The organism is Panacibacter ginsenosidivorans (assembly GCF_007971225.1).
In the GTDB taxonomy this organism is placed as follows: domain Bacteria; phylum Bacteroidota; class Bacteroidia; order Chitinophagales; family Chitinophagaceae; genus Panacibacter; species Panacibacter ginsenosidivorans.
In genome coordinates this window covers 4,013,320-4,038,778 of record NZ_CP042435.1, presented here as the reverse complement: position 1 = coordinate 4,038,778, position 25,459 = coordinate 4,013,320, and the positions used below count along the sequence as shown (strand labels likewise).

The following is a 25,459-nucleotide window of genomic DNA, read 5'->3' as shown; positions in this document are numbered from 1 at the left end:
TAACTTCCGTTGCGTCATACACTTGTACTACAACACCTTGTTTGTCAAGGTATTACAAATTTTTTATTTGTAAACTCAACTGGAAACTTTTAATTGTAAAACCGCCGGGAGACAATACTTCAAAATGCATAGGGCGGCAAAGGTAAGTATTTATGACAAATCAAAAGACAGAAAATTTTGGTAATAAAACATTGATTTTTCCGCAGTCTCATCATGATGTTACAATATGATCTTGTCTATAATCAGTAAAGTTAATGTACCTGCCAGCCAAAGCCAATTCTTGATAGTGGGTCTATATTTTTTTCTAAATGGCTTCCACAGAAGAATAATAGAAAAAACAAAACAAATAATAGATGTTACACCATAGCTTTTATAAAAAGAAGCAAATGGCAGCATGTTATTGGCAGCATTTGATTTAGAGGATAGATAAAATATAGCACCAAACATAGCTGTGGCAATCAGTGAAAGTAACCACCCTTTCTTATCATTAAAAAAAAGCAAAGAGCCACCAAACAGGCCGATCAAACTTATAAGTACCGGTAAATGATGCATTTTTAGTAACTGTAAATAAGTCGAACCGTCTTTAGAGGTATAACCGGAAGTGAGAATACCTGCAATTATAGAAACCTCATTATATAATACAAACACACTGCTTATTGTAAGAATTACAGCAATTGCTTTTTCAACAAAATTCCATCCCCTGGGTAAAGCAGGCAGTGTATCGTTTTGTGATGACATCAGTTAATTTTTAGTTGGCGACAAATTAAAACAAAAATCCCGGCACAATCTATAGCCGGGACTTTAATATTTATTCAGTCAAAATATTTTATCCAAAACTTCTGCACTCTTTCAATTCTTTTTCTGTGTACGTATATCCATATTGCTTTAGCACATCTTCAGGTACGCCATTCCATTGATTAGGTGTGTTACCCACATAACCAACATCTTTCACGCCAATCTCGGAAGTATAAAAACCCGTTGCTGTAAGATTGCGCATCAAATTAAAAAATGAAACACCCTGACTCATTTCAGGCTTTGCCTTTTTAGGATAAGCAATTGCATCCACCATTTCTATTTGTTGTTCTTTAGTGCAATCTGTAAATGCCTTTCCATAAAGCTCGATACATTTTATATCAAGCCAGCGCAAGCCGCCACGCATCGGCGTTTGATGATCGGGCATATCTTTTACAATAAACTCTATGAAGTCGGGAACCTTTGCGTCACTGGCGCTGCCACTCACATCATCTTTTGGAATAATTATATCTCCAAGCACAGTTATTGTTGCCATTTCAGCGTCTGTAAAAAACTTCGGGCCTTTGTTTATGCCATCTATATACGCCTGTTCTTCTGCCATACGATTGATGCCATCTGTCTTTTTTGCGTCAGGCGCAACAGTTGTTTCTGCCTTTTTATCACCGGGTTTACAGGCATCTATCAATACGCCTGTAGCAACTGTTCCTACTGCAAGGGCTTTGAGTGATTTTCTTCTATCCATAAACAGTAATTTTTTTATTAACTGATCAGAATTTTTTTTGTTGATTTTTTTGTTTCAGTACAAGAGTGCGACGCAACAGGCGATGATACAGGTGTAACTGCCCGGTTTATAACATCCTTATAAATTTCTTTTCTTCATTTCATCTACAATATACTCGCTTGTACGCATAGACAATGCTAGAATGGTCCATGTAATATTCTTATCTGCCTGTGATACGAACGGACCACCATCCACACAGAAAAGGTTCTTACACTCATGCGCCTGCGACCATTTATTGAGTGGCGCACGTTTTGCATCATTGCCCATACGCACTGTGCCGGCTTCATGAATAATATTACCAGGTGCATGCAAACCATAATTATTTTCAGGGCCATCATCCCCGCCCCATGTAATAACTGCACCCATTGCATGCAATATTTCTGAGAATGTTTCTTTCATATGTTTTGCCTGCTTTATTTCATACTCTGAAGGCTTAACATTGAAACGCAAAACAGGAATACCATATTTATCAACAACTGTAGGGTCTATTTCGCAATAGTTTGTTTCAAACGCAATTGCTTCTCCCCGACCTGCCATACCAACATGCGAGCCAAAGAAGTAACGATAATCCTCTTTCAATGAAGCACCGTAACCGCCAGCCTCTTTTTGTTTGCCTTTTATTTTATAAGTTCCGTTGAGATTTTCAATTCCCCAGCTAAAGCCATACACCGGCTGCCCAAAACCACCGCCGTATTCAATATGATAACCGCGTGGAAAATCAAGTTTTTTATTATCCAGCCACCATGGCGTATACACGTGCATGCCCCCTACCCCATCTTCATTGTAGCGTTTGCGATCGAAGAGTTCAGGAATAATACCGCCCATATCTGCACCGGTAGAATCATGCAAATATTTACCAACAACATTACTGCCGTTTGCAAGCCCGTTTGGATGACGTGCTGATTTTGAATTAAGCATCAACCTTGCACTTTCGCATGCGCTTGCGGCAAGTATAACCGTTCTGCCTTCAACCTGATACTCCTGCATGTCAAGTGTATTTACATAAGACACTCCTGTAGCAAGGCCCTCTTTATTTGTCATTACTTCACGTGCCATTGCATGCGGAAATACATCGAGGTTTCCCGTTTTCTGTGCCGGAATAATTAATACAGATGACGAAGAAAAATCTGCATATGCTTTACAGCTTCTTCCGCATTGCGCACAGTAAAAACATTCACCGCGTTCATTGTTAATCTTTTTGGTCAATATAGATAACCTTGAAGGAATAACAGGAATACCAATACCTGTTGCGGCTTTCTTTATAAACAACTCATGTAAACGTGGTTTTGGCGGTGGCAGGAATATACCATCAGGTGCATCTTCCAAACCTTCATTGGTACCAAACACACCAAGCAACTGATCAATTTTATCGTAGTAAGGTTTAATATCTTCATAACCAATCGGCCAGTCATCACCGAGTCCATCTATGCTTCTGCGTTTAAAATCTTTCGGACCAAAACGCAATGAAATCCTTCCCCAGTGATTGGTTCGTCCACCCAGCATTCTTGCACGCCACCATTCCCATTTTGTATCGCCCACATGGGTGTAAGGTTCACCATCAATTTCCCAGCCCCAGTAACAACCATCAAAATCACCAAAAGGGCGAAATTTAGTGCTGGCACCACGACGTGGAGAATCCCAGGGGTTCTTTAACTGGTTAGAATCTTTTGCCGGATCGAACATAGGGCCTGCTTCAAGCAAGCAAACTTTCAACCCCGCATTCGCTAAAACATACGCAGCCATACCACCGCCGGCGCCGGAACCAACGATCACTGCATCATACTTTTTAGTTTCTTTTTTTACAGAGATACCCATAATTGAATTACAATTGGAGATTATTAATACACAAGAAATTTTATGATACCAGCTTTTGTACTTATGGCGTCTTCGTTGCGTCGCAATCCTTTCATCTGCATACGAATTGGCAGCTATAATCATTCATTTCCTCAATTCATTTGCCTTAGTACACTTTCCAGGTTATTTGAAACAAGTTTCTAAACTCTCCTTTTGAGGAAATTTAGAGGGCTTTGTATAGCAGGTGTGAAAGTAGGATATTATGACTTACAACAAATGCTTTTTTTATAAGAGTGCTTCAATTATTTTAGCATCATGCAACATTTTATTGCCATTGATCTTGGCACCACAAATTGTAAGACTGTTGTTATAGATGAAAGCTGCCATATTGTTCACACAAACAAGATAGCTGTCAACTCTATTCTTCAGGATGATGGCACACATGAACAAAACGCCGAAGAAATATTCCAGGCTGTTATAAAACTTTTACAACAATATTTACAGGGGTCAGATAAGAATATAATTGCCTGTGTAAGTTTTAGTGCAGCCATGCATAGTTTTATGGCTGTTGATAAAAATGGCAATCCACTCATGAATGCCATGACATGGGCAGATACACGCAGTAAAAAATATGCTATTGAATTACGCAACTCAGAAACGGGGAAAAATATTTATGCGCAAACAGGAACACCCATTCACGCCATGTCTCCGTTGTGTAAATTACTTTGGCTAAAAAATGAGAAACCGCAAATATTTAATGCTGCAGACAAATTCATTTCCATCAAAGAATTTATTTATAGCAAGCTCTTCAATAAGTACATTATTGATGAGGGCATAGCCTGTAGCACAGGCTTATACAATATTTATGATAACAAATGGAACAAACAATCTTTGCAACTGGCAGGCATTGATGAGTCAAAACTTTCTACCGTTGTTGCAACAACACATTATGAAACAGAACTTTTGCATGGGATAAAGACACAACTGAATCTTACAAACGATATTCCATTCGTAATGGGCGGCAATGATGGCTGTCTTGCCAACTTTGGTTGCGGTGCATTATCAAAAGATACGGCAGTTCTTACGCTTGGTACCAGTGGCGCAGTAAGGTTAACCATTCCCAAACCAATACTAAAAGAACTCAACGGACTGTTTCGATACATACTTACAAAAGAAGTTTATGTTACAGGTGGGCCAATTAACAATGGTGGCATTGTACTAGAATGGTTCGCTAAGAATTTTCTAAATATTATTTTGGAACAAGATGACAATTTTGATAAGGTAATGCGGCTTGCTGCAAAAGCTTCTCCAACATCGGAAGGTTTAATGTTCCTTCCTTATTTATTAGGAGAACGTGCACCTGTATGGGATGAAAATGCCTGTGGCATTTTTTACAACCTGAAAATGAATCATGAAAAAGAGCATTTAACAAGGGCCGTTATAGAAGGCATTTCATTTTCATTGTTACAAATATTAAATAACATCGAAGAACAAAACAATACCGTCGACGGTGTTTATGTAAGTGGTTTTGTTACAAATTCTGATTTCTGGATGCAACTGCTTGCCGACATGTTTGGCAAAAAAATTATTCTTAATGAAGTGGCAGATGCATCTGCTGTTGGTGCAGCATTAATTGGTATGTATGCAACAGGTTTTATAAAAAATGTTTACGAGGTGAAAAAGTTTTTAAAAACAGATAAAGTGTTTATACCAGATGATACTAATCATGTATTGTATCAAAAGCATTTTGAGCGATACAAAAAATTATATCCCGCTTTTAAAGTAGTAAGCTAAAATTATTGATTGCATTCCCGAAATTGTACATGCACGATTAATAATAAAATGCCATTCATTAAAAGATAACTAAGCAGCCCGCTTCCCATATATTTCCCAAAGGGACTATTATTCCCCAAATTATTTACCGCCCATACCTGCAATAATGTGGAACAAGGTTTGAGATAGTAATATGCACCTTAGAAAAAACCGGGCTTTTAAGAAACTGTTTGAGTTAATAAAAATCTTTTCATTTATATGCAGGGTAATGATGCCATATTTTATATGGATGAATGGATTGCGACGCAACGAGGATGCTATAAAAGCTATAGCTGGTATCTAAAACAATAACTCAGGCAGGTTTTAAGTATGCTAACCTAAAGAAACATCTGCTTTATTAATTGCCATGTAAAATAAAAAATATAACCATGAAAAATACTACCAAAAAAAAACAAGGTGGAGACACACATCAAACTGCAGACAAAGCGCATCCTGTTTTAACAACCAACCAGGGCATTCATGTATCAGATAACCAGAATAGTCTGAAAGCGGGGCAACGCGGCCCGGTATTACTGGAAGATTTTGTGCTGCGCGAAAAGATATTTCATTTTGACCATGAACGCATACCCGAACGCATTGTACATGCGAGAGGTTCTGCTGCGCATGGCTATTTTGAATTGTATGAGTCCTTGTCCGACATTACAAAGGCTGATATCTTTCAACGCGCCGGTGAAAAGACACCTTTGTTTACAAGAATTTCAACTGTAGCAGGTGGTGCAGGTTCTGTAGATACACCAAGAGATGTGCGTGGTTTTGCTGTAAAGTTTTATACAAAAGAAGGAAACTGGGATCTGGTTGGAAACAACATTCCGGTGTTCTTTATCCAGGATGCCATTAAATTTCCTGACCTTATACATGCCGTTAAAATGGAATCTGATAAAGGATATCCCCAGGCAGCAAGTGCACATGATACATTTTGGGATTTTGTTTCTTTAATGCCCGAAACATCTCATATGATCATGTGGGCAATGAGCGACCGTGCTATTCCACGTTCCTTAAGAATGATAGAAGGTTTTGGTATTCATACCTTCAGGCTGGTAAATGCAAAAGGTAAATCGACTTTTGTAAAATTTCATTGGAAACCTAAGCTGGGTTTACAATCAACTCTATGGGATGAAGCATTGAAACTACAGGCTGCTGATAATGATTTCCATCGCCGTGATTTATATGAAGCAATAGACAGGGGCGATTTTCCTGAATGGGAATTGGGATTACAACTGTTTGATCAAAAGACAGCAGATGCATTGCCTTATGATGTACTCGATTCTACTAAACTGATACCTGAAGAAGTAATTCCTGTAAGAATTGTAGGGCGCATGGTACTTGACCGCAATCCCGATAATTTCTTTGCAGAAACAGAACAGGTGGCCTATTGCCCCGCCAATATAGTTCCGGGAGTAGATTTCACCAACGATCCATTATTGCAGGGAAGGTTGTTCAGCTATCTTGACACACAGAAATCAAGATTGGGAACTGCCAATTTTCACCAGATACCCATTAATGCACCCAAATGCCCCATGATGAACCTGCAGCGTGATGGTATGATGCAGACAGAAGTGCCTAAAGGTCGTGCTAATTATGAACCAAATAGCCTTGATGTGGCAGGTGAAGAAGCCGGTCCAAGAGAATGCCCTGTTACAGGCTTTACAAGTTTCCAGGGGCGCCCGGAAAATGAAGAACAAGGAGATAAACTACGTATCCGTCCCGAATCTTTTGCAGATCATTATAGCCAGGCAAGATTATTTTTTAATTCACAAACAGAAAATGAACAGGCACACTTAGCTTCCGCACTTGTGTTTGAATTATCTAAAGTAACGCTGGAACACGTGCCTCCACGTGTTATTGCCAACTTACGGAATATATCAGAAGACCTGGCAGCACGGGTTGCCAAAGGCTTAGGCATTCCATTGCCCGCAAAAGCACCATCTTCCAAACCGGTACAGGATCTTGAAACTTCAGCTGCACTCTCTATTCAAAAAAATATGAAAGAGACTTTGCAGGGCAGGTGTGTGGGTATTTTAATTACCGACGGAACCGATGCTGCTGCTATAGACAAATTGAAAAAAGATATCAAGAAAGCAGGTGGCACCAGCAAAATTGTGGCACCAAGACTTAACGGTATTGTACTATCAGATAAAACAAAAATAAAAGCAGATGGTCAGCTTGCAGGAACACCTTCCCAGCTCTTTGATGCAGTAGCTGTTATTCTTTCCAGGGAAGGTGCTGATATGCTTGCAAAAGAAGCCGCCGCCATACAATGGGTAATGGATGCATTCGGGCATTTAAAAGCAATTGGCTATACTAAAGAAGCCATGCCTTTGCTCGATAAAGCAAACGTTGTAAAAGACGAAGGTGTAAAAGAATTGGGCAAACAATTCATTACTGCAGCCACCAAACGTTTCTGGGAACGTGAACCTTCCGTTCGTAATCTTGCATAGTTAAACTGTATATATTTTACTTACATAGATAAGTCCATCATACCTGATGGACTTATCTATTATTTTTATAGCAGCACCGGCAGCAGTTATAATTGCATTTACACTTGCACATTAAGTAATAAAATTACCTGCAGTAAAAATATAATTTGAAAGAAGGAATATTATGTAACCTGCTATATAACCTTTTTCAACTTTTGTTGTGTCACTCACTTGTGCGACTGGTTCTTTGTGCAGCAAGGCACGGGTACCTGCACAGAAAGCCTTGCGGCTTATACTTCGCCAGAATAAGATTTTTTTATAGAGACTTTTGTTTTATCAACCAGTCTTTACTCCGAACAGGTAACCAACCAAAGCTGTTATCCCCATTGCTATTGTTCCCCAAAAGCAAATTCTGAGTATTCCCTTTACAATAGCTGAGCCACCCGCCTTTGCAGCAATAGCACCCGACAATGCAAGAAATACAATTGAAAAAGAATATTGATAAATAACCATGTGGTTTACAGGCGCAAATAAAGAAACCAAAAGTGGTAAAAGTCCACCCGATATAAAAGATGCTCCTGAAACCAGGGCTGCCTGCAATGGCTTAGGCTGTGTGGCTTCATTAATACTTAATTCATCCTTGGCATGAGCCTCTAATACATTCTGCTTTGTAAGCTGTACGGCTACCTGCATTGCCAAATCGCTGTCCAAACCCCTGCGTTGATAGATCTTAGCCAATTCATTCAATTCAATGTCGGGTATTTTATCCAATTCACTTTTCTCCCTATTTAAATCAGCGGTTTCACTATCTGACTGTGAACTAACAGAAACATATTCACCTGCTGCCATAGACAAGGCACCTGCAACCAAGCTAGCTAATGCCGCCAGAATGATTGGAGGTCTTGTATCACTGGCTGCAGCTATTCCAATAACTATACTTGTTGTCGAAAGTATTCCATCATTCGCGCCCAATACAGCCGCCCTGAGCCATCCACTTCTATTTATATAATGTTTCTCAAGTTCCATTTTTGGTGAGGTTCTTACGCTTGCACCTAACACTAAAATATACGACTCTCACGAGTTTCCCAAATAAAACTGAACCATGGAAAATGAAATGCCTGATGTTCACTGTTCTTACAGAAAGATGAAATTCTTTACAGGATTTGACACCTTGTAAAAACGACAACTCAGGGGAGGGATTCCGGCAAGAACAGAAAGATTGCGAACATTGACTGATAAATAAAAGAACATTTTTTGGTTTGGGGCTAACAACCTTGTGGCAACTGTGGTTGTGCCACTCACTTGTACTTTTTGTTTTTATGGCAGCAATAAAAATACATTGCTATGGTACAGGCAACTACCGGCACAAGGTACTGTCAGTAATCACGTTTATATACCTGCACCATTTGGGGAATTTATAATACCTATTATTTCAAAGTTAAATACCAGTCACGCTTTACTATTTAAATTGCATATCCGTTATGTTACTTTAAAAAACTATTCAGATAGTTCAGGATCGTTGTAGTCTGCATCATCAGGCTTACATGTCCTTGTGAAGGAACAATTGCCAGTTGCGATTTTGGCATTGGTTGCAGATCAGAAACACCACCTCCCAATAATTTATATGTTTTCATCAACTCAACTTTATCCAGACCATCGTTATCTCCGGATATAATTAATACAGGCGCAGCAATTTTCGCAATATTAGAATCTCCAACGTTGAATGGCTCTTGTGCAAAAGCAAACATCTGCATTAAAAAATTTCTCCATTTTGTTTTATCAGGTGCCACTGCATCGTATGCAGTTTTTAAAGGTGTGTTGTCAAAAAACTCAGGTTTAAAATCTTTAAACGCACCGTTTACTATTGGCAGCCAGCCATCAGATTTATAAGTGGAAGAAATGATGACTAATTTTCTTAACCGTTCAGGACTTTGCACTGCAAACCGGTAAGCAACGGAACCACCCATACTATAACCTGCAACATCAGCACTGTCTATCTTCAGGTAATCCATTACTTTTTCCACATCACTTGCCAACGTAGTGATCGATAATTTTCTGTCTGAGTATGGTGTATGCCCATGTCCCTGCATTTCAATGGCGATTACTTTTCTTGTTTTTGAAAGTTCTGGTATCAACTGACTCCAGTTAAGATCAATGGTGTAAAAAGCACCATGCAGTAAAACTATAGGGCTACCCTCACCATATACTTCGTAATAAACTTTGATGCCATTAACAGGTGCGTATCCACTGCTCGAAGGTTTTATTTGTTGACCGTTTGATTGAGATGCTGCCAACATAATGGTTGTAATCAGCATTATTGATTTAAAGAGACTATGTGTTTTGAGTAAATTTTTCATGGCACTATTTAACTTAGTTAGAATTTTATTGACAATACAAAGATGGAATTCATTCCGGTATTTGATACGGTGTAAAAGCGACAACTTAGGGGGTAAATTTCGGCAAGAGCAGAAAGATTGCGGACATTAACCGATAAATAAAATCGATAGTTGCAGGTATTGAAGTTATTTTTTGGTACATGCTGCAGGTAGTTATGGTGTCTCTGGTTGTGTCACTCATTTGTACGGGTTGTTCTTTATTGAACATTTCGCTTTGCTCAATATAGTTGCTGCAGATGAAGTGAGTGACACAACCAAAGCCGCAACCTGCATTGGAGCCGGTAAACAAAAAATATAAAAACCCATGCAAGCATGGGTCTTTTATATCACAGTTGCAAGTTTAATTAAACCACTCCGTTGGTGCCTTACCATATTTCTTTTTAAAAGAATAAGAGAAATGTGCAAGGGTTTCAAAACCCAGGTCAAGATAAATAGCGGAAGGCTTCTTCTTTTTTTCTATAAGATGCCTTGCTTCTGATAACCTTTTTTCCCGCAGCCAATGCCTCGGCGACATATCAAATACTTTTTGAAAATCACGTTTAAAACCTGCAAGACTTCTGCCTGTAAGCTGCGCAAACTTTTCAACGGGCAGGTTGTAATGAAAGTTGCTCAACATAAATTCTTCCAGGTCTATCTTATATGGTTCTGAAAAATCAAACAACAAGTCACTAAGTTGTGGCACAGCATGGAGTATCAGCTTTACCGCCTCTTTTACTTTCAGCATGCCCATATCTGCAGATATTGTTGTCTGCGGGTTGCGCACATAAGGAACAATAGATTGAAAAAATCCTTTCAGAAAATCACTGGAGGGGATAAGCACATTTAATGGCCCTGTATATTTTTGTTTTGTTTCAATGTGTTCTTCCAGTGCTATCTTCCTCAGCAGGTCTTCCTGTAAAGAAATAACGATCGTTTCATACATCCCGTCACCAGGTAGTGGTGTTTTAGTAATGGTACCTAATTGATTTTTACCAATCAGCAGCATCTCACCTTTTGTCATAGAAATTTTCTGCGCCGCTGTTTCCAGGGTAAAATGTCCTGATACCTGTAACACAAGCGTATTATGCTTTAAAAAGCTCACCTTATCTTTCCTTGTAGCAGAGAGATAAGCATAGAAAATTACACCCGGTATTATTTTTGTAGGATTTGTCACAATGTAAAGATATTGATCAGCTTTTTATTATCGTTGCAGGTATGTACCACCAAGTATGGTGCCTTGTGCAAACGTGGTGTTCAGTGTATTCATTTCTGCAGGCGTAAAATTTATTTCCATTGCCTGTATGTTTTCCGGTAACCTTTTCCTCCGGCTCATGCTTACCAATGGCATAATATGTTCACCCTGTGTATTAACCCATGCTATAGCCAGTTGCGTTGGTGAGTAGCCTTTATCGCGTGCCATTTGTTTTAATACTTCTACTTTCTCCAGGTTCTTTATAAGATTATTTCCCTGGAAGCGTGTAAAGTGATTTTGATAATCACCGGCAGCAAGTGGTGCCTTCATATCACCGGTAAGTAAACCTTCTGCAGTATTGGCAAAAGCAACCACGCCAATGCCCAACTCTTTTGCCGCAGGTAAAAGGTCTGCTTCAATTTGCCGGTCTGCCAGCGAATAACCTATCTCTAATGCAGTTACAGGATAAACGCTGTTGGCTTTGCGTAGCTGTTCTGCTGTTATTTCTGATACACCGAGGTAGCGTACTTTTCCTTCTTTTATCAGGTCTGCGACCGTGCCTATAATATCTTCTACCGGCACGCTGTTGTCCATCCTGCACGGCTGGTAAAGATCAATAGTATCTATACCGAGGCGCACCAAAGAATAATTGATAAAATTCTTAATGGCTACAGGGCGAAGGTCTAAGCCAATGAATTGATTGCGGTAAACAAGACCACCAAATTTTACACTGATGAATGCATCATCTCTCCTGCCTTTAATGGCTTTACCTACCAGCAGTTCATTGTGACCCGCCCCATAAAAATCTCCCGTATTCAAAAAATTAATACCATTCTCCAATGCCATTTGTATGGTAGCAATACTTTCACTTTCATCATTCATTGCGCTACCCCACACAGGCGACATGCGCATACAACCCAATCCAAGTTTAGATACGAGCGGACCATTGTTGCCAAGCTTTATTTTTGTCATAGTCAATATTGTTTTTGTTTTATTAACTGTGCAAAGGTCCTGGCACTTAAGCAATGGCATATTTCCTGAACGGCTCAATTTACTTGCCTGTATAGCTCACATGTTTGTAGTGATTATTATGTTGCCGGCATTGGTATGTTATGGCATCTTCGTTGTGTCACTCACTTGTACGTTCTGTTTTCATGGCAGCATTAATATTTTTTATTTCTAAGGCGAGTCTCATGTGTGCAGGATTGAGTTATAGCGGACTCGCCGTGTTATTATGCGGTGAGTGCCATAAAACCAATACACAAAGCAATCTGACACTCGCCTGAGAACGTGTTTATTTTGGAGACTTACGGAGTAAAAAAAAGAAAAGGTGGAGATGTTGCAGAAATTATTAGACAGGAAATAAAATGTGTTTTAAACTTCTTTCTTATACATATCCCATCATTGGATATGCTTTGACAAACCTCTTTATTTTTAAAGAGGTTTTTTGCCTTATAGGTAGTTACAAATTTACTTCCACACCTTGTTGGGTGCCCTGAAACTTTTTTCCAAACAATCGTAACTGAAAAATAACCTTTACCCTTTTGCACAGTTTTATTATATGGCTAAATTTAATTGTTCGTGTTTTGTTGAGTGAATGAAAAGATGTTTATTATGAAAAACAAAGTGGTCCTAATTTTCAAGAAAGTAATTAATTATAAAGCGCTTGATCTTGCTATTGCATCGTGCAAACGGGACGATAATGATCTTGCAGTTGTATTTATTTACTCTCCGCAAGATGAGAAAAGGGGTTATGGCTTTCCGAGCGATATAAACTTAGCGGAAACTGTAACAGACGAAAAAGACATATGGCGTGAAGATACCGGGTTGCTGTTAGAAGAGGCGAAACTGCTACATGAAAAAGCAAAAACGGAAAATATTGACATTACCATTGTTCCATTCAATCAAATAGCCGGGAATACTTTGCAAACCATGATCGATGAAGCACCGGAATTATATGTAGATGCTTCTGAATTTAAGGAAGTAACAAATGAACCCAATGAACTGATCCTTCAAAATTCTCATTTTAAAGTTAAGTGCCCGGTTATATTGGTTAAGAAAAAATGATTTTCCAATATTGCCTGCCTGATGCTGGCTTAAGATTGAGGCGTATGTTTAGTGTGCCAGCATCTCAAGCCTTGTTGAGTCATCCATCACAACACCCTTACATACAAAGCCACGCCTCAGTCTTGCGCTATCGTATTATTTTTTATTTGACATTCTTATACCAACGCGAGGGTCTGATCTTAAAATTATTATTAAGCGCACCCATTATCAACAAGCAATTATTTAATCATCTCTTTTAGTATATAGTTGAATACTCCCGTTTGGTAAATTGTTTTAGCCATCGCAGAAATTTGCAGAAAAGAGTCATTGCCTATATGCAGTAGGGCAAGCTACTTTTATTACCCACAGGGTTCGCTACGCCCAACCCTGGGACGACACAAAATGATACTACTTCACCTTTATAGATTCAAGTATTTTGTCAGCATTAGGTTCCCATGTTTTTTGAAGTTTTTCAATACAGTTAAAAGTGAAAAATAAAATTTTACCATTAGCAACTGTAAAAAAATAATAATTAAATATTTTCTGATCAACCGCCTGAGAAGTAAATTTAATGTACCCAACTTTCTTCCCATTTACATCTTTAATTCCATCTGATAAAAAAGTCACATCCGATCTTGTGTTCTTTAAATTTTGTATTCGAAAATCTTTATAAGAAGATAACTGGTCTTCAGAAGCTGGCTGGTTTGTTATATCAACCAGGAGATTGATCTCTGCATTTTCATCAGAAAAAGCAACTGCAGGTTTTGGTAAAGTATGATATTTAATTTTCCATGTTTCATCAGATATGGCTGATAAATTATCTGTTATTGAGAATTCAACTTTTCCATCCAGCAAAGTCATCTTTTTAAATCCTGTTTGAGGAACAAGTATAAAGGAAAAGATCAATGAAATAATTGGTTTCATAATTGTGTTGATTTTTTCTAATAGTGAATTTACATTGCACTTTTAATGGCAGTCCTTAATTTTTTATAACTTCTTACTTCTGTGATTTGTTAATACAAATACTTATTACCCACAAAGTTCACTACGCATAACGCTGTGGCGACAGCAAAAGAAACAACCGTTTAATAAAACACAGGCACATTTTCAAAAGAACCATTTGTAATTAATACTGAACCTTGGGTACCATATATATCAGGAGTACCCGGAGTTATCAATGGTGTAAGCACCCCTGAAAAATTTCCGCTTATATGCCCGTTTGAATAAGATGTAATGTTGAAGTTTATATTATCCCCCGGGTAATGCACAAATGAAGGATGGTTGTTATAATCTGTTACAAAGATGTCGCCGGAAGTATATTTATAATTGCCCACAGTTAAACTATCCGTAAAAAAGGTAAACGCAAATTCCCCGCCACCAATAGCTTCCAGGTAATAAAAACCAGATTTAGTGCAAGCCAGTTTATAATTACCCGGCATTTGGTTATCTGCATCAGGCACTGATATATTTACCGCTTCACCATTAAATTCATAGCTAAGTGTTGCAGTACCGCCGCCATGCTTGCCAAGCATCGCATCCGGAATGGATTGTTTTAAACAAGATGAGAAGAGCAGTATTGCTATAATGGTTGTACAATAAAATTTCATGGTAAATAATTTTTGAACAGTTTTTTAATCTCTCCTTCCAAAGCTGATAAATCTTGATATTCCCAAGCTGATAAAATTATTAGAACCTCCATGAGCCATCACCGTCTCGTAACGAAGGTTTAAATCAAAAGGTAAGTTCCAGATGGAGAACAGGTAGCCTGTACCTGCTGCAAATACAACACCGTGATATTTCAGATCTACCTGTTTGCCCTGCGCATCTGTTAAAGAAGTAACACCGTAAACATTATAACCTGCCTGTGGTTCTACATAAAATCCCTCGCCGGTTCCGTTTAATGTATACCTGTATCCAACTTTCAACGGGCACATTGCTGTACCTTCACCACTACTCCAACCACCTTCTGAAGGAAAAAAATCAGCTCCTATTTCTACGGTAACATTAGCCGCGTCTGATACAGGAATGCTGCTTTTAATAAACGCCCCAAAACCTATTGAATAATCTTTGGTACCAGGTCCAACTAATTTCATGACACCTATTTGCGCATGTGCATGCAGCATAAAAAAGAAAAGAATAAATATGGCAGGAAGTCTTTTTCTCATAGCAGGTTCAGGTTTTGAAAAAAAATTAAGTGTTTAAGAAACGACACAATACTACATTTTATTTCAGCAATATCATTACAAAGTCTTATTGATTTTTTTGTTATAAGCTTTAGCAACATTGTGGAGCTGTGGTTGTGTCACTCACTTCATCTGCAGAAGCATTATTGAGCAAAGCGAAATAATGCAAAGGCAGACTTGTGCATTCTGTTTTCATGATAGTATTAATATTTTTTATTTCTAAGGCGTCTCATGTGTGCAGAATTGTGTGATAGCGGACTTGCCGTATTGTTATGCGGCGAGTGCCACACAGCCAATACACAAAGCTATCTGACACTCGCCTGAGAACATGTTTATTTTGAAGACTCGCGGAGTAAAAAAGCCTTTGTTTAACTAACCCGCCCAAGACGCCATACACAAAGCAACTCCTCAGTCTTGAGCTAGCTTCTTATTTTTTATTTGGCATTCTTTGACTAACTGGGGAACGTTGTTTATTTTGGAGACTCGCGGAGTAAAAAGAAAAATTTTGTTTCCACTCAGTTCTCTTTTCGTTGCAGAATATCTTTACAAACTAAAGTCTGTCTTGCACCAGTACAATATAAAATGCTATTGCTCTATAGAGATTTCCTTTTCTCCTTTTGCAATCTTATCCAATATATCTTTTGCTATTTGATCGTAGTATTCATTTTGTGCGTGCTGATCTTCTTTCGACCACTCTTTGTTCACAAAAGTGATAGCAAGCGCTTCATTAAGTTTCTCTTTTGATGAATCATTGTTTCCAGTAAAATAGCTCATACAGCCAAGCATTAAAGTATAGTACTTTTTATTTTCCAGGCTTGTGTCAGCTAATACCTGTTTAGCGAATTCAATTGCTTTTTGCCGTGAATCTTTAGCAAGTTCTGGCTTATTCTCCCCCATCATATGATAACCCATTACCCTATAAAAAAAGCACCATTCATGAGGAGATTGTTCTTTTATCTGATAAACTTTTTCGGCCACAACAAACCTTTCAGACATTGGAATGTCGTAGTAATTTTTTTTCTGATCTATCTTAACATCTTTAAGCATTTTTATCAATGCTTCTTTTTTATCTGCGTGTACACTGTCAAAATCGCTCATCATTGCCGTATAGTAACAATGCTTGCAACTATACAGGAACCTTGTATCTGTAGCCGGCCAATATATCAGTTGATACTTTGAAGGCCAACTATAAATGTAGCTACCATAACTCATTACTTCCTGGAAAGTATTTACTGTATTGCATAAGGGGCACTTAACTTCAACAGATCCCCAGGTGGTGGCGTTAGCATTAATAAAAAAAGTAGAAAGAAAAAATATTGAAACTGCTTTGAATAGGAAGGGTCTCATAATGTTTGTTTAGGTTTTTTAAATGTAATAAATAAAAATGTAGCGTTTCGTTAAAACAAATACGCAGTACAAGGCTTCTGGTTTTGAAAGTTGCTTTTACATATCTGTACAAGTGAGTGACACAACAGGCGATGCCATGAAATGCCGTAGCTGGCTACAAAAATTATCCTTTATAATAATGATGACTGCTGTTGTCTTCGCTATAACGATCTTCTTTCTTTTTGACTTTTCACTTTTCACTTTTGACTTTTGACTTATGTTCCAGCCGTATATCATATTGTTTTGCTGGCAAGTGTTTGGTTGATTAAATTTATAAGGATAATATTTAAAACCACATGAATTTAAGCCGCCGTAAGTTCTTACAATCATCCTTCTTTGCCGGCTTCGCTATAGCGACAAAAAAAGGCTGGGCAAACAAACTTCCCACGCCGGCAACGGAGCGCCGTGATCTCTTTCCACAAGGTGTAGCATCGGGTGACCCGACAGCCAACAGCGTGATCCTGTGGACGAGACGCCCTCCTCTAAAAGATAGTACTGCTAAAAAGCTGGTTGTTGAAATTTCAACAACGGATGATTTCAAAAAAATACATGCAGGCGGTACGGCGAATATCAGTGCTGATTCAGACTGGACATGCCGTTTCCTGGCAAAAGATCTAAAACCCCACCATGAGTATTGGTACCGTTTTATTGATGAGCATGGTTTCGCCAGCCGCACCGGTCGTACTATAACAGCACCCGCCAACGATGCTGATACTCCTGTTCATTTTACGTTTGTAAGCTGCCAATGCCCTAACGAAGCTGGGCTGAATGCTTACCGCAGGATGATCTTTGAAGATGAGGCACGCCCCAGGGAGCAGCAACTAAATTTTGTATTGCACCTGGGTGACTTTATTTACGAAGTAACCTGGTATGCAGAAGATAACCCGAATGGAAACCGTGGCCGCCGCATAAGAGACCTGTATAAGTTTCCGCAGGGTAGAAAGGTTAGTAATTTTCATCTCCCCGTTACTTTGGAAGATTATCGTACACTCTACCGTGCGTACCTGGAGGACCCTGATCTGCAGGATGCCCGTGCCCGTTGGCCATTTGTTTGTATCTGGGATAACCACGAATTTGCCTGGGCAGGATACCAGAGTGAGTATGTTGCAGGAGGCGGCTACAATGCTCCTGCACAAAACCAGAAAATCTCTGCCAACCAGGCCTGGTGGGAGTTTATACCTGCCATGGTGCAACAGCCTGGCAACCCAAAGCTTGAACATTTTATAGCCCCTGCTGTGGTGGACACACCAATGGAAACCTTCAACGAAGACGGACTTAGTGAAGAGCCTAATAACCTGGTGGCGATACACAGCCTGAATATACGGCGCGTATTGCGATGGGGTAAAAATGTTGATCTGCTGTTGACAGATAATTGGTCATTCCGTTCTCCTGATATGTCCACCGATGATTTTGCTGTGCCTGAATATCCCAGGGTTGATGCGCAAATTCCTTTTGAAATCATGAATTACGGTCGTCATTATAATAACGACAATCCACCTGATACCATTCGTTTTAATGGAAAGGATATACCAAACCCTACAAAAGATGTACATGCCCAGACTTATTTGGGCAAGGAGCAAAGAGACTGGGCGTTAGAGCAGTTAGGAACTTCAACTGCGCGCTGGAAAATATGGGGACATGGTTTTGGCACTATGGAAGTAAGAAGCGATTATCAAAACCTGCCCGGTGAATTAGGAAGTAAGTGGCCGAAAGATGCAGGCTACGCAGTAATAGACAATCGCTTTCTTCGTGATAAAGACATCATCTTTGATTTTATACGTGATAACAAGATAACAGGCTTTTGTGTTGTTGGTGGTGACCGTCATGCGTTTCACGCCGGTTTAGCCTCGAAAGCGCTGCCACCTAAGCAGTACGAGCCACTGGGCGTTGAATTTATTACCGGCTCTATATCGCAGCAAACGCTGTTTGAAGTAATGGAAGTAACCATGGCCAAAGACCATCCGAAACGTGTACTGCACCTGATCGATCAACCCGATGGTACTGTGATCCCTTCTATGAATGTTACTGCTATGCATGGAGTGCTTTCGACCTTAAAGTTGAAGGAGACCGGAGATATGAAGCAAGCCCGTGCGATACGCAACCCTGACGTTGCACCGCATTTATCATTTATCGATTTTGGTGGTCACGGTTATGGTTTAGTAACCGCCACTTCCGATGAGCTTTCGACTGAGTTCGTATGCATACCTATTCCTTTTGAACGCAATGAGCGCCCTGATGGTGGACCTTTGGTTTACCGGGTTGTGCATCGCACCCGTTTATGGAAAGCTGGAGAGGCGCCTAAGCTTGAACAGGAAATCCTGGAAGGCGACCCGAGGTATTGCGTCTGAAAGTCATTACCCGCAGAGAACCCTGTGCAGGTATTTATAATAAATGCTTAAGTAATTGATCAAAGATTAGCAGCAGCCTTTTCAGAAGATTGGGCCAGGTTGTTAGCGGTTACACAATTTCATTTGGCATTACAAATAGCAAACTATTCTTTAAAATAAAAAAGTTGATTTCTTACAAAAAGCCACAGACAACTCAATACACAAACCCATGCTGTTGTCTTCGCTATGACGATATATTACAAACGTACAAGTGAGTGACACAACAGGCGATGCCATAAGTGCCAAAGCTTGCCAATAAAAAAATTATTTCTTTCTGTAACATAACCTTCACTCATCAAATTATTTTACAGATGAACCCTGTAAACAAAGAGGCTGCTCTAAAAGAGCAGCCTCTTGCATTATAAGAAGAGTTTTTTAATAAACAGCAAGACCCGCTGCAAAATCAGGTAGTGATGAAACAGTGCCGATATGATTGAGCTGACCGAAAGGTTTTCTTTCAAACCCCTCCAGTGTATGCGAAGCCGCACCTATTGCATAAGTGTAACGGTTGTCTGAACTTACTATTACATCTATTGTTGACAGGCCGGCTGCGCCTGCAGCAGCATTTATAAGATAAAGATTGCCTGTTTCTGAGATGTAATATGAGGACAATGTTCCGTTACCGGTATTAGCCACATAAGCAAAAGTTCCATGTTTGGTAGTACCAACCCAGCAAGGTGCACCCTGGTTATTGGCAACCGCGCCATTCCTGTCGTTAAGCATTCCGTTTGCAGAAAGACTATATGAAGTACATGATCCTGCGTCTGCAAGACCCATTACCGCATTAGATACAACAAGGAATTTTTTATTGCGGGCATAATCAAAACCAAAAGGTGTTTCGCCTGTAGAAGGCATAAAGTCTGCAGATGCAACAGCACCATTTGGGTTAAGTGTAAAGCGATCTATTTTATTGGTTGCTTTTTCTGTAACATACAGTGCCTGACCTGTAGGCTCAAAACTTATCTGTGGTGCATCAACTGCAGTATCGCTTAATGCATGCCATGAGCCTTCTATTTTGGTGAGCTCACCATCGGAACCGATTGCAAAACCACAGATAGAAGAGCTACCTGTGTTAAGCACATACAAAATGTTTCCATGTACTGCAACACTGTTTGGTTTTGCACCACCTGATGCCGCAGTATGTTTTAATGTAAGGTTGCCATCTGCAGCAACGCTAAAGGAAGACACTGTATTATCACCTGCATTTACTGCAAAGAGCAAGCTATGTGTTTCATTTAATATCAGTGCACCTTGTGATCCAAGCCCTGCACCATAACCTGCACCACCTGAATTAACTTCCTGCTGTTTGGTTAACATACCATCTGCACTTTGGCTAAATACCCATATTGTGTTTTGTTCCGCTGCATTGCTTTGTGTGTAAAGATGCCCGCCACCTGTTCCTGCTGCATTTGCAGCAAAGATAGCTTCATCAGGATTGGCGCCATGCTCGCTTATCATGTCCTGCAGAGATGTGCTTACAACACCTTGCACTTTAGATAATTCATTTTCTTTTTTACATGCGCTGAATAAAAGCATAGACATAGCGATAGCCGTAAGTGCTTGCGTCTTTTTCATAATTGTTTTTATTTGATGTTGTTAAAAATTTACCTGCAGGATTGGCAATAACTGCACATTCCGTTTTATTGAAGGAATATCTAATGTTTATTTCTTAATTGAGTACACCTGTTATTCTATACCGGTTTGATATTACGGGTTGTAAACTAACAAGCTGATTTTTTCAATGGTCAGCAATGGATTTATACGTATAAAACGAAGTGCTATAACAAGTACATACGCCGCATTTATAAAAGCGTTGCAGTAAATAAATATTTTTTTTGTGCCGTGCTTTGGCACATGTATTAGACTTTCGTTGCGTTGCACACTTGTGCCGCATAAAATAATTGAGCAATATTTTGTGGTATGATTTATTTGTGCGGGGCTATTGTAAAAAATACATGCACACCTGAAGTTGAAACAGGAAGACTACCAATACCGATGCCCTTTGCAGGTATTGTTACATAAGGTTCAAAACGTATTGTATTATTTTTTCCTACGCTGTGGGCATAACCTGCGCTTATATTAAATGCACCCGCAAAGTATCCTGATGTGTTTGTATAATTGCTATGCATATTACCCGTGTTGCCATTGATTGAGGTAGTATAATTATTTTTCTCATTAACCAGTATATAAGATGATATTCCTGCAGAAGCATATACTGCATTGTTTGTTCCCTGAACTATGTTATACCTGAATTTTAATGGTATTTCAATAATGCTGCTATTGCCTTTAACACTCATGATTTTCATATCCTGTGGCATATCATTTTTCATTTTATCCATACTGAAATACTTACCATCACTGTAATAATATTTATGCGTGTACAATACATTTATTTCTACCGATGATCTTGCGGATAACTGATAGCCTGCGGCAATACCTATATCAAAACCAGGTTTGGTAAAGCTTTGGCTTTTAACAGTAGTAAAACCTGCACCTGCCAGTAAGCCATAATACATACCATGTTTATTTTTCACCGTCAGCTTAATTGCCGGGTTATTTGATGCACTGTCATTAGATAAGGTTTGTTTTGCGTCAACAGGTTTATGGTTTGATACAGTAAGTAGTTCCGGGGACTGAATTAAAGTTACTTGTTCATTATCTATTTTATTGTCCGAAGCAGGAAAGTTTTTAATATGAGGAATATTTTTATCATCAATACGGGCAATATTATATTTAATGCCTGGCGTGTAAATCAATTGATCTTTCTTGTCAGGTCGATTTGCAGCAGTTGTAATTCTATTGTGATCAAGGTAAGGCTGTGTGTTTTTATTCTGATCATTTATTACCACTTTATCCTGCTGTATTTTCTCTTCACCTGGTGATAAAATGCTTTCATTTAATTTGTCAGCGCTTGTGTTATTGGTTTGATGTTTTGTATTTACGGGTATTACTTTATTAATAAGTGCATATTTATTAAACAAAATACCTGAAGCAAAGCATAATAAAAGAAGATTAGCTGTTATTATGTGTTTTCCTGTTCTTTTGTTTTTAGTTTCGGGCACAACAGGCGCCACGACAGAAGGCTCTAACTGACCGGCGATTTTGTTCCAGTTGCTTTCTCCTTCTTTCAGCATATAATTATCTGCTGCCTTGCGGAATAATTCATCCATATGTTCGCCTACATCCTGCATGCAGTTGCATCCTCCATTTTTTTTATACCTGATTGTAATAAGTTTCTGGCTCTTGAAAGGCTGGATTTTGAAGTGCCGACTGATATATTCAATATTTCTGCAATTTCTGTGTGTGAATAACCATCAATAACATAGAGATTAAAAACAGTTCTGTAATTTGGTTGCAGGTTTTTTACCATAGCGATAAGATCGTTGTATAAGAGTACCTGGTCTGCTTTGTTGCTGTCATCAGGGGTATCCCACACATACTCAGGAATACCACCAATCTCAGGCATCATGCTTGATCTGCGTAGTGCATCTATAGAGGTGTTTATCATTATTTTTTTCAGCCATGCCATCAGAATTTTTTCATTATCGGTATCTGCACCAATATTAAACTCCGGGAAATGGTTGAATAATTTTACAAAACCATCGTTTACTGCATCAACAGCTTTTTCATACCTGTACAGATATCTAAAAGAAATATTTAAAGCATAGCCACGATAATGCTCATAAAGAATCTTCTGACACTTATGATCTTTATTTATGCACCCTTTTATAATCGTGGTTATATTTTCCAAAAGCCCCTGAACAGTTTATATAAGTTAGCTCACAATTTTAAAGCCATAGATTTAGTGTATCCATTAAAGCAGTAAACAATACAAATAGTGAATACGCTTTATTTAAAAAAGGGTTGCAACAGGAAAATAATTTTCTGTTAATGTAAACTCTTATGCAGTTATTTGCAAGTTAAGCCAAGCGTGACAACAGGTGATGTCAAGTGTATCAAAACTTGCTTACAAAAAATTATTGCTTCTCTACCGGATACACTTCACTCAATAAATTACTGTTGCTGATAAACGCTATCTTCTTACTATCAGGCGACCAGTTCGGGGTATTCATTGTTCCCTGCCCACCCTATAAATAAGCTATAACCCTGGGGGTTTATAAATAAATTTTGATGAATACCCGACGTTAATAACTCCTGTTTTGTTTTTTGTTGGTTTCAGGTGTTGCTCTTTAAATTTATAGCATGAACCGACTACTGCTGATGTTTTGCTTGCTGCTATTGATTGCTGTAGAAGTATTACGTGGTTAGTTTATCATGCCGCTTCCCGGGAGCCAATCTGATAATACCATTGATTTTGCTTACTGGTTAAACAACAACGTGAACTGGATAAGAGTTGCGGGATTGATCGTAGTATTATTTCTGTTGCTAAAAATATTCAGAAACAGCAAAACAGGGGGTAAAGGTATTATTCTCTCTTACGGTTGCTGCCTATGTTGTAATCTTTTACCTGTTTAATTTTCATCTGGGGCTGACTAGGTATTTTACCAGCCTAAAGTAGCATCATTTGTCATCATCTGCTGATACAACTGATAAAGTAAAACTGGTAATCGGTATTGTAGTTAATGGCGAAGCAAAAAACGAAAGGAAAAATCTTTTTTATTGCTATATACATATTAAGCATAAAGTTTAAAATATAACCTAATCGATAAAGTTTGGAACGCATAAGTAAGCGACACAACAGGCAATACCACGAAATACACGTTGCCTGCAAAAGATCCTGCTACTTTTCCCGGCAAACTTCAAATGCAGTTACATAACAGCAATAGATATGCTGCCAGCTAAACGTTTGGTAATGCGATGATAAAATTGGAGCCCTCCCCGGGGATGCTTTCGGCGTTTATAAACCCATTGTGTTTTTCAATGATTTTTTTACAGATGGATAAGCCTACACCGCTTCCTTCAAAATCATGATAACTGTGTAATCTTTTGAAAACGGAGAAAATATCTTCTTTATATTTTGGATCAAAACCAATTCCGTTATCCTGCACATTAATGAGAGAATAAGTTATCGAATTGATTTTTTTTGAGGACAATTGTATGTTTATTGAGGGTGCCAGATCTGAACGGCGAAACTTAATAGCGTTATTAAGTAAGTTATAAAACAACTGGCGTATAAGGCTTGGGATAATATAAAGCACCGGAAGCTTTTCAACATGAATTGATGCTTTTGTTTTTTCAATTTCCATTTCAAGTTCATGTAATGCCTCCTTTACAATAATATTCAGATCAGATTTTGTAAAATCGGAAGGAGTAATATTTTGTCTTGAAAAATGAAGCAGGTCTTGTATCAGCGATTGCATGCGTTGTGAAGAACTTACAATCTTTTGCAAATACCTGTTTACATTCTCTTTTGTATCCGCCATCAGAATTTTATCACTGAAGATCATGATCTTTCTTAGTGGTTCCTGCAGATCATGGGAAGCAACGTACGCAAACCTGTCTAATTCTTCATTTACTGTTTTTAGGTTTTCATTATTGATCAGTAACTGCGTATTCAATAATTTTATTTTTTCTTCAGATAATTTTCTCTCTTCAATTTCATTTTGAAGCGAGGTATTAATCGCAAGCAATTCTTTTTCATGTTCAATCAATTGTTGATTCTTTCTGAAGAGTTCAACAAAGACCTCCACTTTAGCTTTTAGTAATTCAGGATTAATTGGTTTGTAGATGTAATCAACCGCACCTAATTTGTAACCTTTAAAAACAAGATCATCATCATAATTGTGCGCAGTAATAAATATGATCGGAATATCTTTCAGTTTATCCCGTTGATAAATAATGTTAGCAGTTTCCAAACCATTTATGTCGGGCATCTGCACATCCATCAATATCAGCGAAAAATCGTGCTGATGAAGTAATATCTTTAAAGCAGCCCTGCCTGAATTAGCTTTGACAATTGTATAATTATTTTTTTCAAGAATAGTCTCTATAGAAAACAGGTTATCTTCCCTATCATCCACAGCAAGAATCTTAATATCTTTCGAAGCAACTTTCAAAACCGTGCTTTTAAATTTTAAGTTAGAATTCTTATTTACTTAACTATTGTACTACTATCATCGCCTGTTGTGTCACTCACTTCATCGTTTTGAACCTTGAAGTCAAAATTCACAATGAGCATGCATTTTTGAATTCTGACTTTTTACTCTTGAATTATATTCTTAACTACAAGAGTGCGACGCAACAGGCGATGCTATAAAATGCCGCAGTTCATAACAAAAAAATCGCGGCATTGAGGATTAGTCCTTTATTTTTAAAAGTATCCTCGAATTTCATTTCACTAATACCAAAATA

The 25,459-nt window shown here is 38.5% G+C and carries 19 protein-coding genes; 4 read left to right on the top strand and 15 right to left on the bottom strand.

Going from position 1 to position 25,459, the window contains the following annotated elements; genetic code table 11:
• Positions 1-219: 219 nt before the first annotated feature.
• The 3 genes from FRZ67_RS16915 to FRZ67_RS16905 all read right to left on the bottom strand — a co-directional run bounded on the left by FRZ67_RS16915 (position 220) and on the right by FRZ67_RS16905 (position 3,349).
• On the bottom strand, positions 220-738 hold the full coding sequence (locus FRZ67_RS16915) for a hypothetical protein (RefSeq protein ID WP_147191415.1): 519 nt from the start codon (positions 736-738) through the stop codon (positions 220-222).
• An 88-nt stretch (positions 739-826) separates the two neighbouring features.
• A complete protein-coding gene (locus FRZ67_RS16910; protein ID WP_147191413.1) occupies positions 827-1,495 on the bottom strand; it encodes a gluconate 2-dehydrogenase subunit 3 family protein in 669 nt (222 codons plus the stop codon).
• Between the two features lie 117 nt (positions 1,496-1,612).
• The gene (locus FRZ67_RS16905) at positions 1,613-3,349 is read right to left on the bottom strand and encodes a GMC oxidoreductase (RefSeq protein ID WP_147191410.1); all 1,737 of its coding nucleotides are present in this window, start codon (positions 3,347-3,349) and stop codon (positions 1,613-1,615) included.
• A gap of 294 nt (positions 3,350-3,643) precedes the next feature.
• On the opposite strand from FRZ67_RS16905, the gene FRZ67_RS16900 reads away from it, so the two are divergent.
• Together FRZ67_RS16900 and FRZ67_RS16895 are read left to right on the top strand one after the other, a co-directional pair.
• A complete protein-coding gene (locus FRZ67_RS16900; protein ID WP_147191407.1) occupies positions 3,644-5,122 on the top strand; it encodes a gluconokinase in 1,479 nt (492 codons plus the stop codon).
• Between the two features lie 407 nt (positions 5,123-5,529).
• Positions 5,530-7,599, top strand: coding sequence for a catalase (locus FRZ67_RS16895; protein ID WP_147191405.1), 2,070 nt, complete (start codon positions 5,530-5,532; stop codon positions 7,597-7,599).
• A 315-nt stretch (positions 7,600-7,914) separates the two neighbouring features.
• Here FRZ67_RS16895 and FRZ67_RS16890 read toward each other — a convergent pair whose 3' ends face one another.
• The 4 genes from FRZ67_RS16890 to FRZ67_RS16875 all read right to left on the bottom strand — a co-directional run bounded on the left by FRZ67_RS16890 (position 7,915) and on the right by FRZ67_RS16875 (position 12,117).
• On the bottom strand, positions 7,915-8,604 hold the full coding sequence (locus tag FRZ67_RS16890) for a VIT1/CCC1 transporter family protein (RefSeq protein ID WP_147191403.1): 690 nt from the start codon (positions 8,602-8,604) through the stop codon (positions 7,915-7,917).
• 458 nt (positions 8,605-9,062) lie between these two features.
• The gene (locus FRZ67_RS16885) at positions 9,063-9,935 is read right to left on the bottom strand and encodes an alpha/beta fold hydrolase (protein ID WP_147191401.1); all 873 of its coding nucleotides are present in this window, start codon (positions 9,933-9,935) and stop codon (positions 9,063-9,065) included.
• Between the two features lie 379 nt (positions 9,936-10,314).
• A complete protein-coding gene (locus FRZ67_RS16880) occupies positions 10,315-11,127 on the bottom strand; it encodes a helix-turn-helix domain-containing protein (RefSeq protein WP_147191399.1) in 813 nt (270 codons plus the stop codon).
• A gap of 27 nt (positions 11,128-11,154) precedes the next feature.
• Positions 11,155-12,117, bottom strand: coding sequence for an aldo/keto reductase (locus FRZ67_RS16875; protein ID WP_225975376.1), 963 nt, complete (start codon positions 12,115-12,117; stop codon positions 11,155-11,157).
• 642 nt (positions 12,118-12,759) lie between these two features.
• On the opposite strand from FRZ67_RS16875, the gene FRZ67_RS16870 reads away from it, so the two are divergent.
• On the top strand, positions 12,760-13,212 hold the full coding sequence (locus FRZ67_RS16870) for a hypothetical protein (protein WP_147191397.1): 453 nt from the start codon (positions 12,760-12,762) through the stop codon (positions 13,210-13,212).
• A gap of 387 nt (positions 13,213-13,599) precedes the next feature.
• On the opposite strand, the gene FRZ67_RS16865 is transcribed toward FRZ67_RS16870, so the two are convergent.
• The 4 genes from FRZ67_RS16865 to FRZ67_RS16850 form a co-directional block, all read right to left on the bottom strand.
• Positions 13,600-14,115 (bottom strand): hypothetical protein, encoded by a 516-nt coding sequence (locus FRZ67_RS16865; protein ID WP_147191395.1) that lies wholly within the window; start codon positions 14,113-14,115, stop codon positions 13,600-13,602.
• A gap of 161 nt (positions 14,116-14,276) precedes the next feature.
• Positions 14,277-14,798, bottom strand: coding sequence for a hypothetical protein (locus tag FRZ67_RS16860; RefSeq protein ID WP_147191393.1), 522 nt, complete (start codon positions 14,796-14,798; stop codon positions 14,277-14,279).
• A 24-nt stretch (positions 14,799-14,822) separates the two neighbouring features.
• Positions 14,823-15,356: a hypothetical protein gene (locus tag FRZ67_RS16855; RefSeq protein ID WP_147191391.1), complete on the bottom strand. Its 534-nt coding sequence runs from the start codon at positions 15,354-15,356 to the stop codon at positions 14,823-14,825.
• 603 nt (positions 15,357-15,959) lie between these two features.
• Positions 15,960-16,721, bottom strand: coding sequence for a DUF2225 domain-containing protein (locus FRZ67_RS16850; RefSeq protein ID WP_147191389.1), 762 nt, complete (start codon positions 16,719-16,721; stop codon positions 15,960-15,962).
• A 335-nt stretch (positions 16,722-17,056) separates the two neighbouring features.
• Between FRZ67_RS16850 and FRZ67_RS16845 the strand changes: the two genes are divergently transcribed.
• Positions 17,057-19,108, top strand: a complete 2,052-nt coding sequence (locus FRZ67_RS16845) for an alkaline phosphatase D family protein (RefSeq protein ID WP_147191387.1) — start codon at positions 17,057-17,059, stop codon at positions 19,106-19,108.
• A gap of 414 nt (positions 19,109-19,522) precedes the next feature.
• On the opposite strand, the gene FRZ67_RS16840 is transcribed toward FRZ67_RS16845, so the two are convergent.
• The 4 genes from FRZ67_RS16840 to FRZ67_RS16820 all read right to left on the bottom strand — a co-directional run bounded on the left by FRZ67_RS16840 (position 19,523) and on the right by FRZ67_RS16820 (position 25,164).
• Complete coding sequence (locus FRZ67_RS16840; protein ID WP_147191385.1) at positions 19,523-20,722, bottom strand: lactonase family protein; 1,200 nt, start codon at positions 20,720-20,722, stop codon at positions 19,523-19,525.
• 350 nt (positions 20,723-21,072) lie between these two features.
• Positions 21,073-22,338, bottom strand: a complete 1,266-nt coding sequence (locus tag FRZ67_RS16835) for a porin family protein (protein ID WP_147191383.1) — start codon at positions 22,336-22,338, stop codon at positions 21,073-21,075.
• Entirely contained in the window at positions 22,326-22,898 is a 573-nt protein-coding gene (locus FRZ67_RS16830; protein ID WP_147191381.1) for an RNA polymerase sigma factor, read from the bottom strand. The genes FRZ67_RS16835 and FRZ67_RS16830 overlap by 13 nt, the downstream gene beginning before the upstream one ends.
• Positions 22,899-23,946: 1,048 nt before the next feature.
• Complete coding sequence (locus FRZ67_RS16820) at positions 23,947-25,164, bottom strand: sensor histidine kinase (RefSeq protein ID WP_147191377.1); 1,218 nt, start codon at positions 25,162-25,164, stop codon at positions 23,947-23,949.
• Positions 25,165-25,459: the final 295 nt, after the last annotated feature.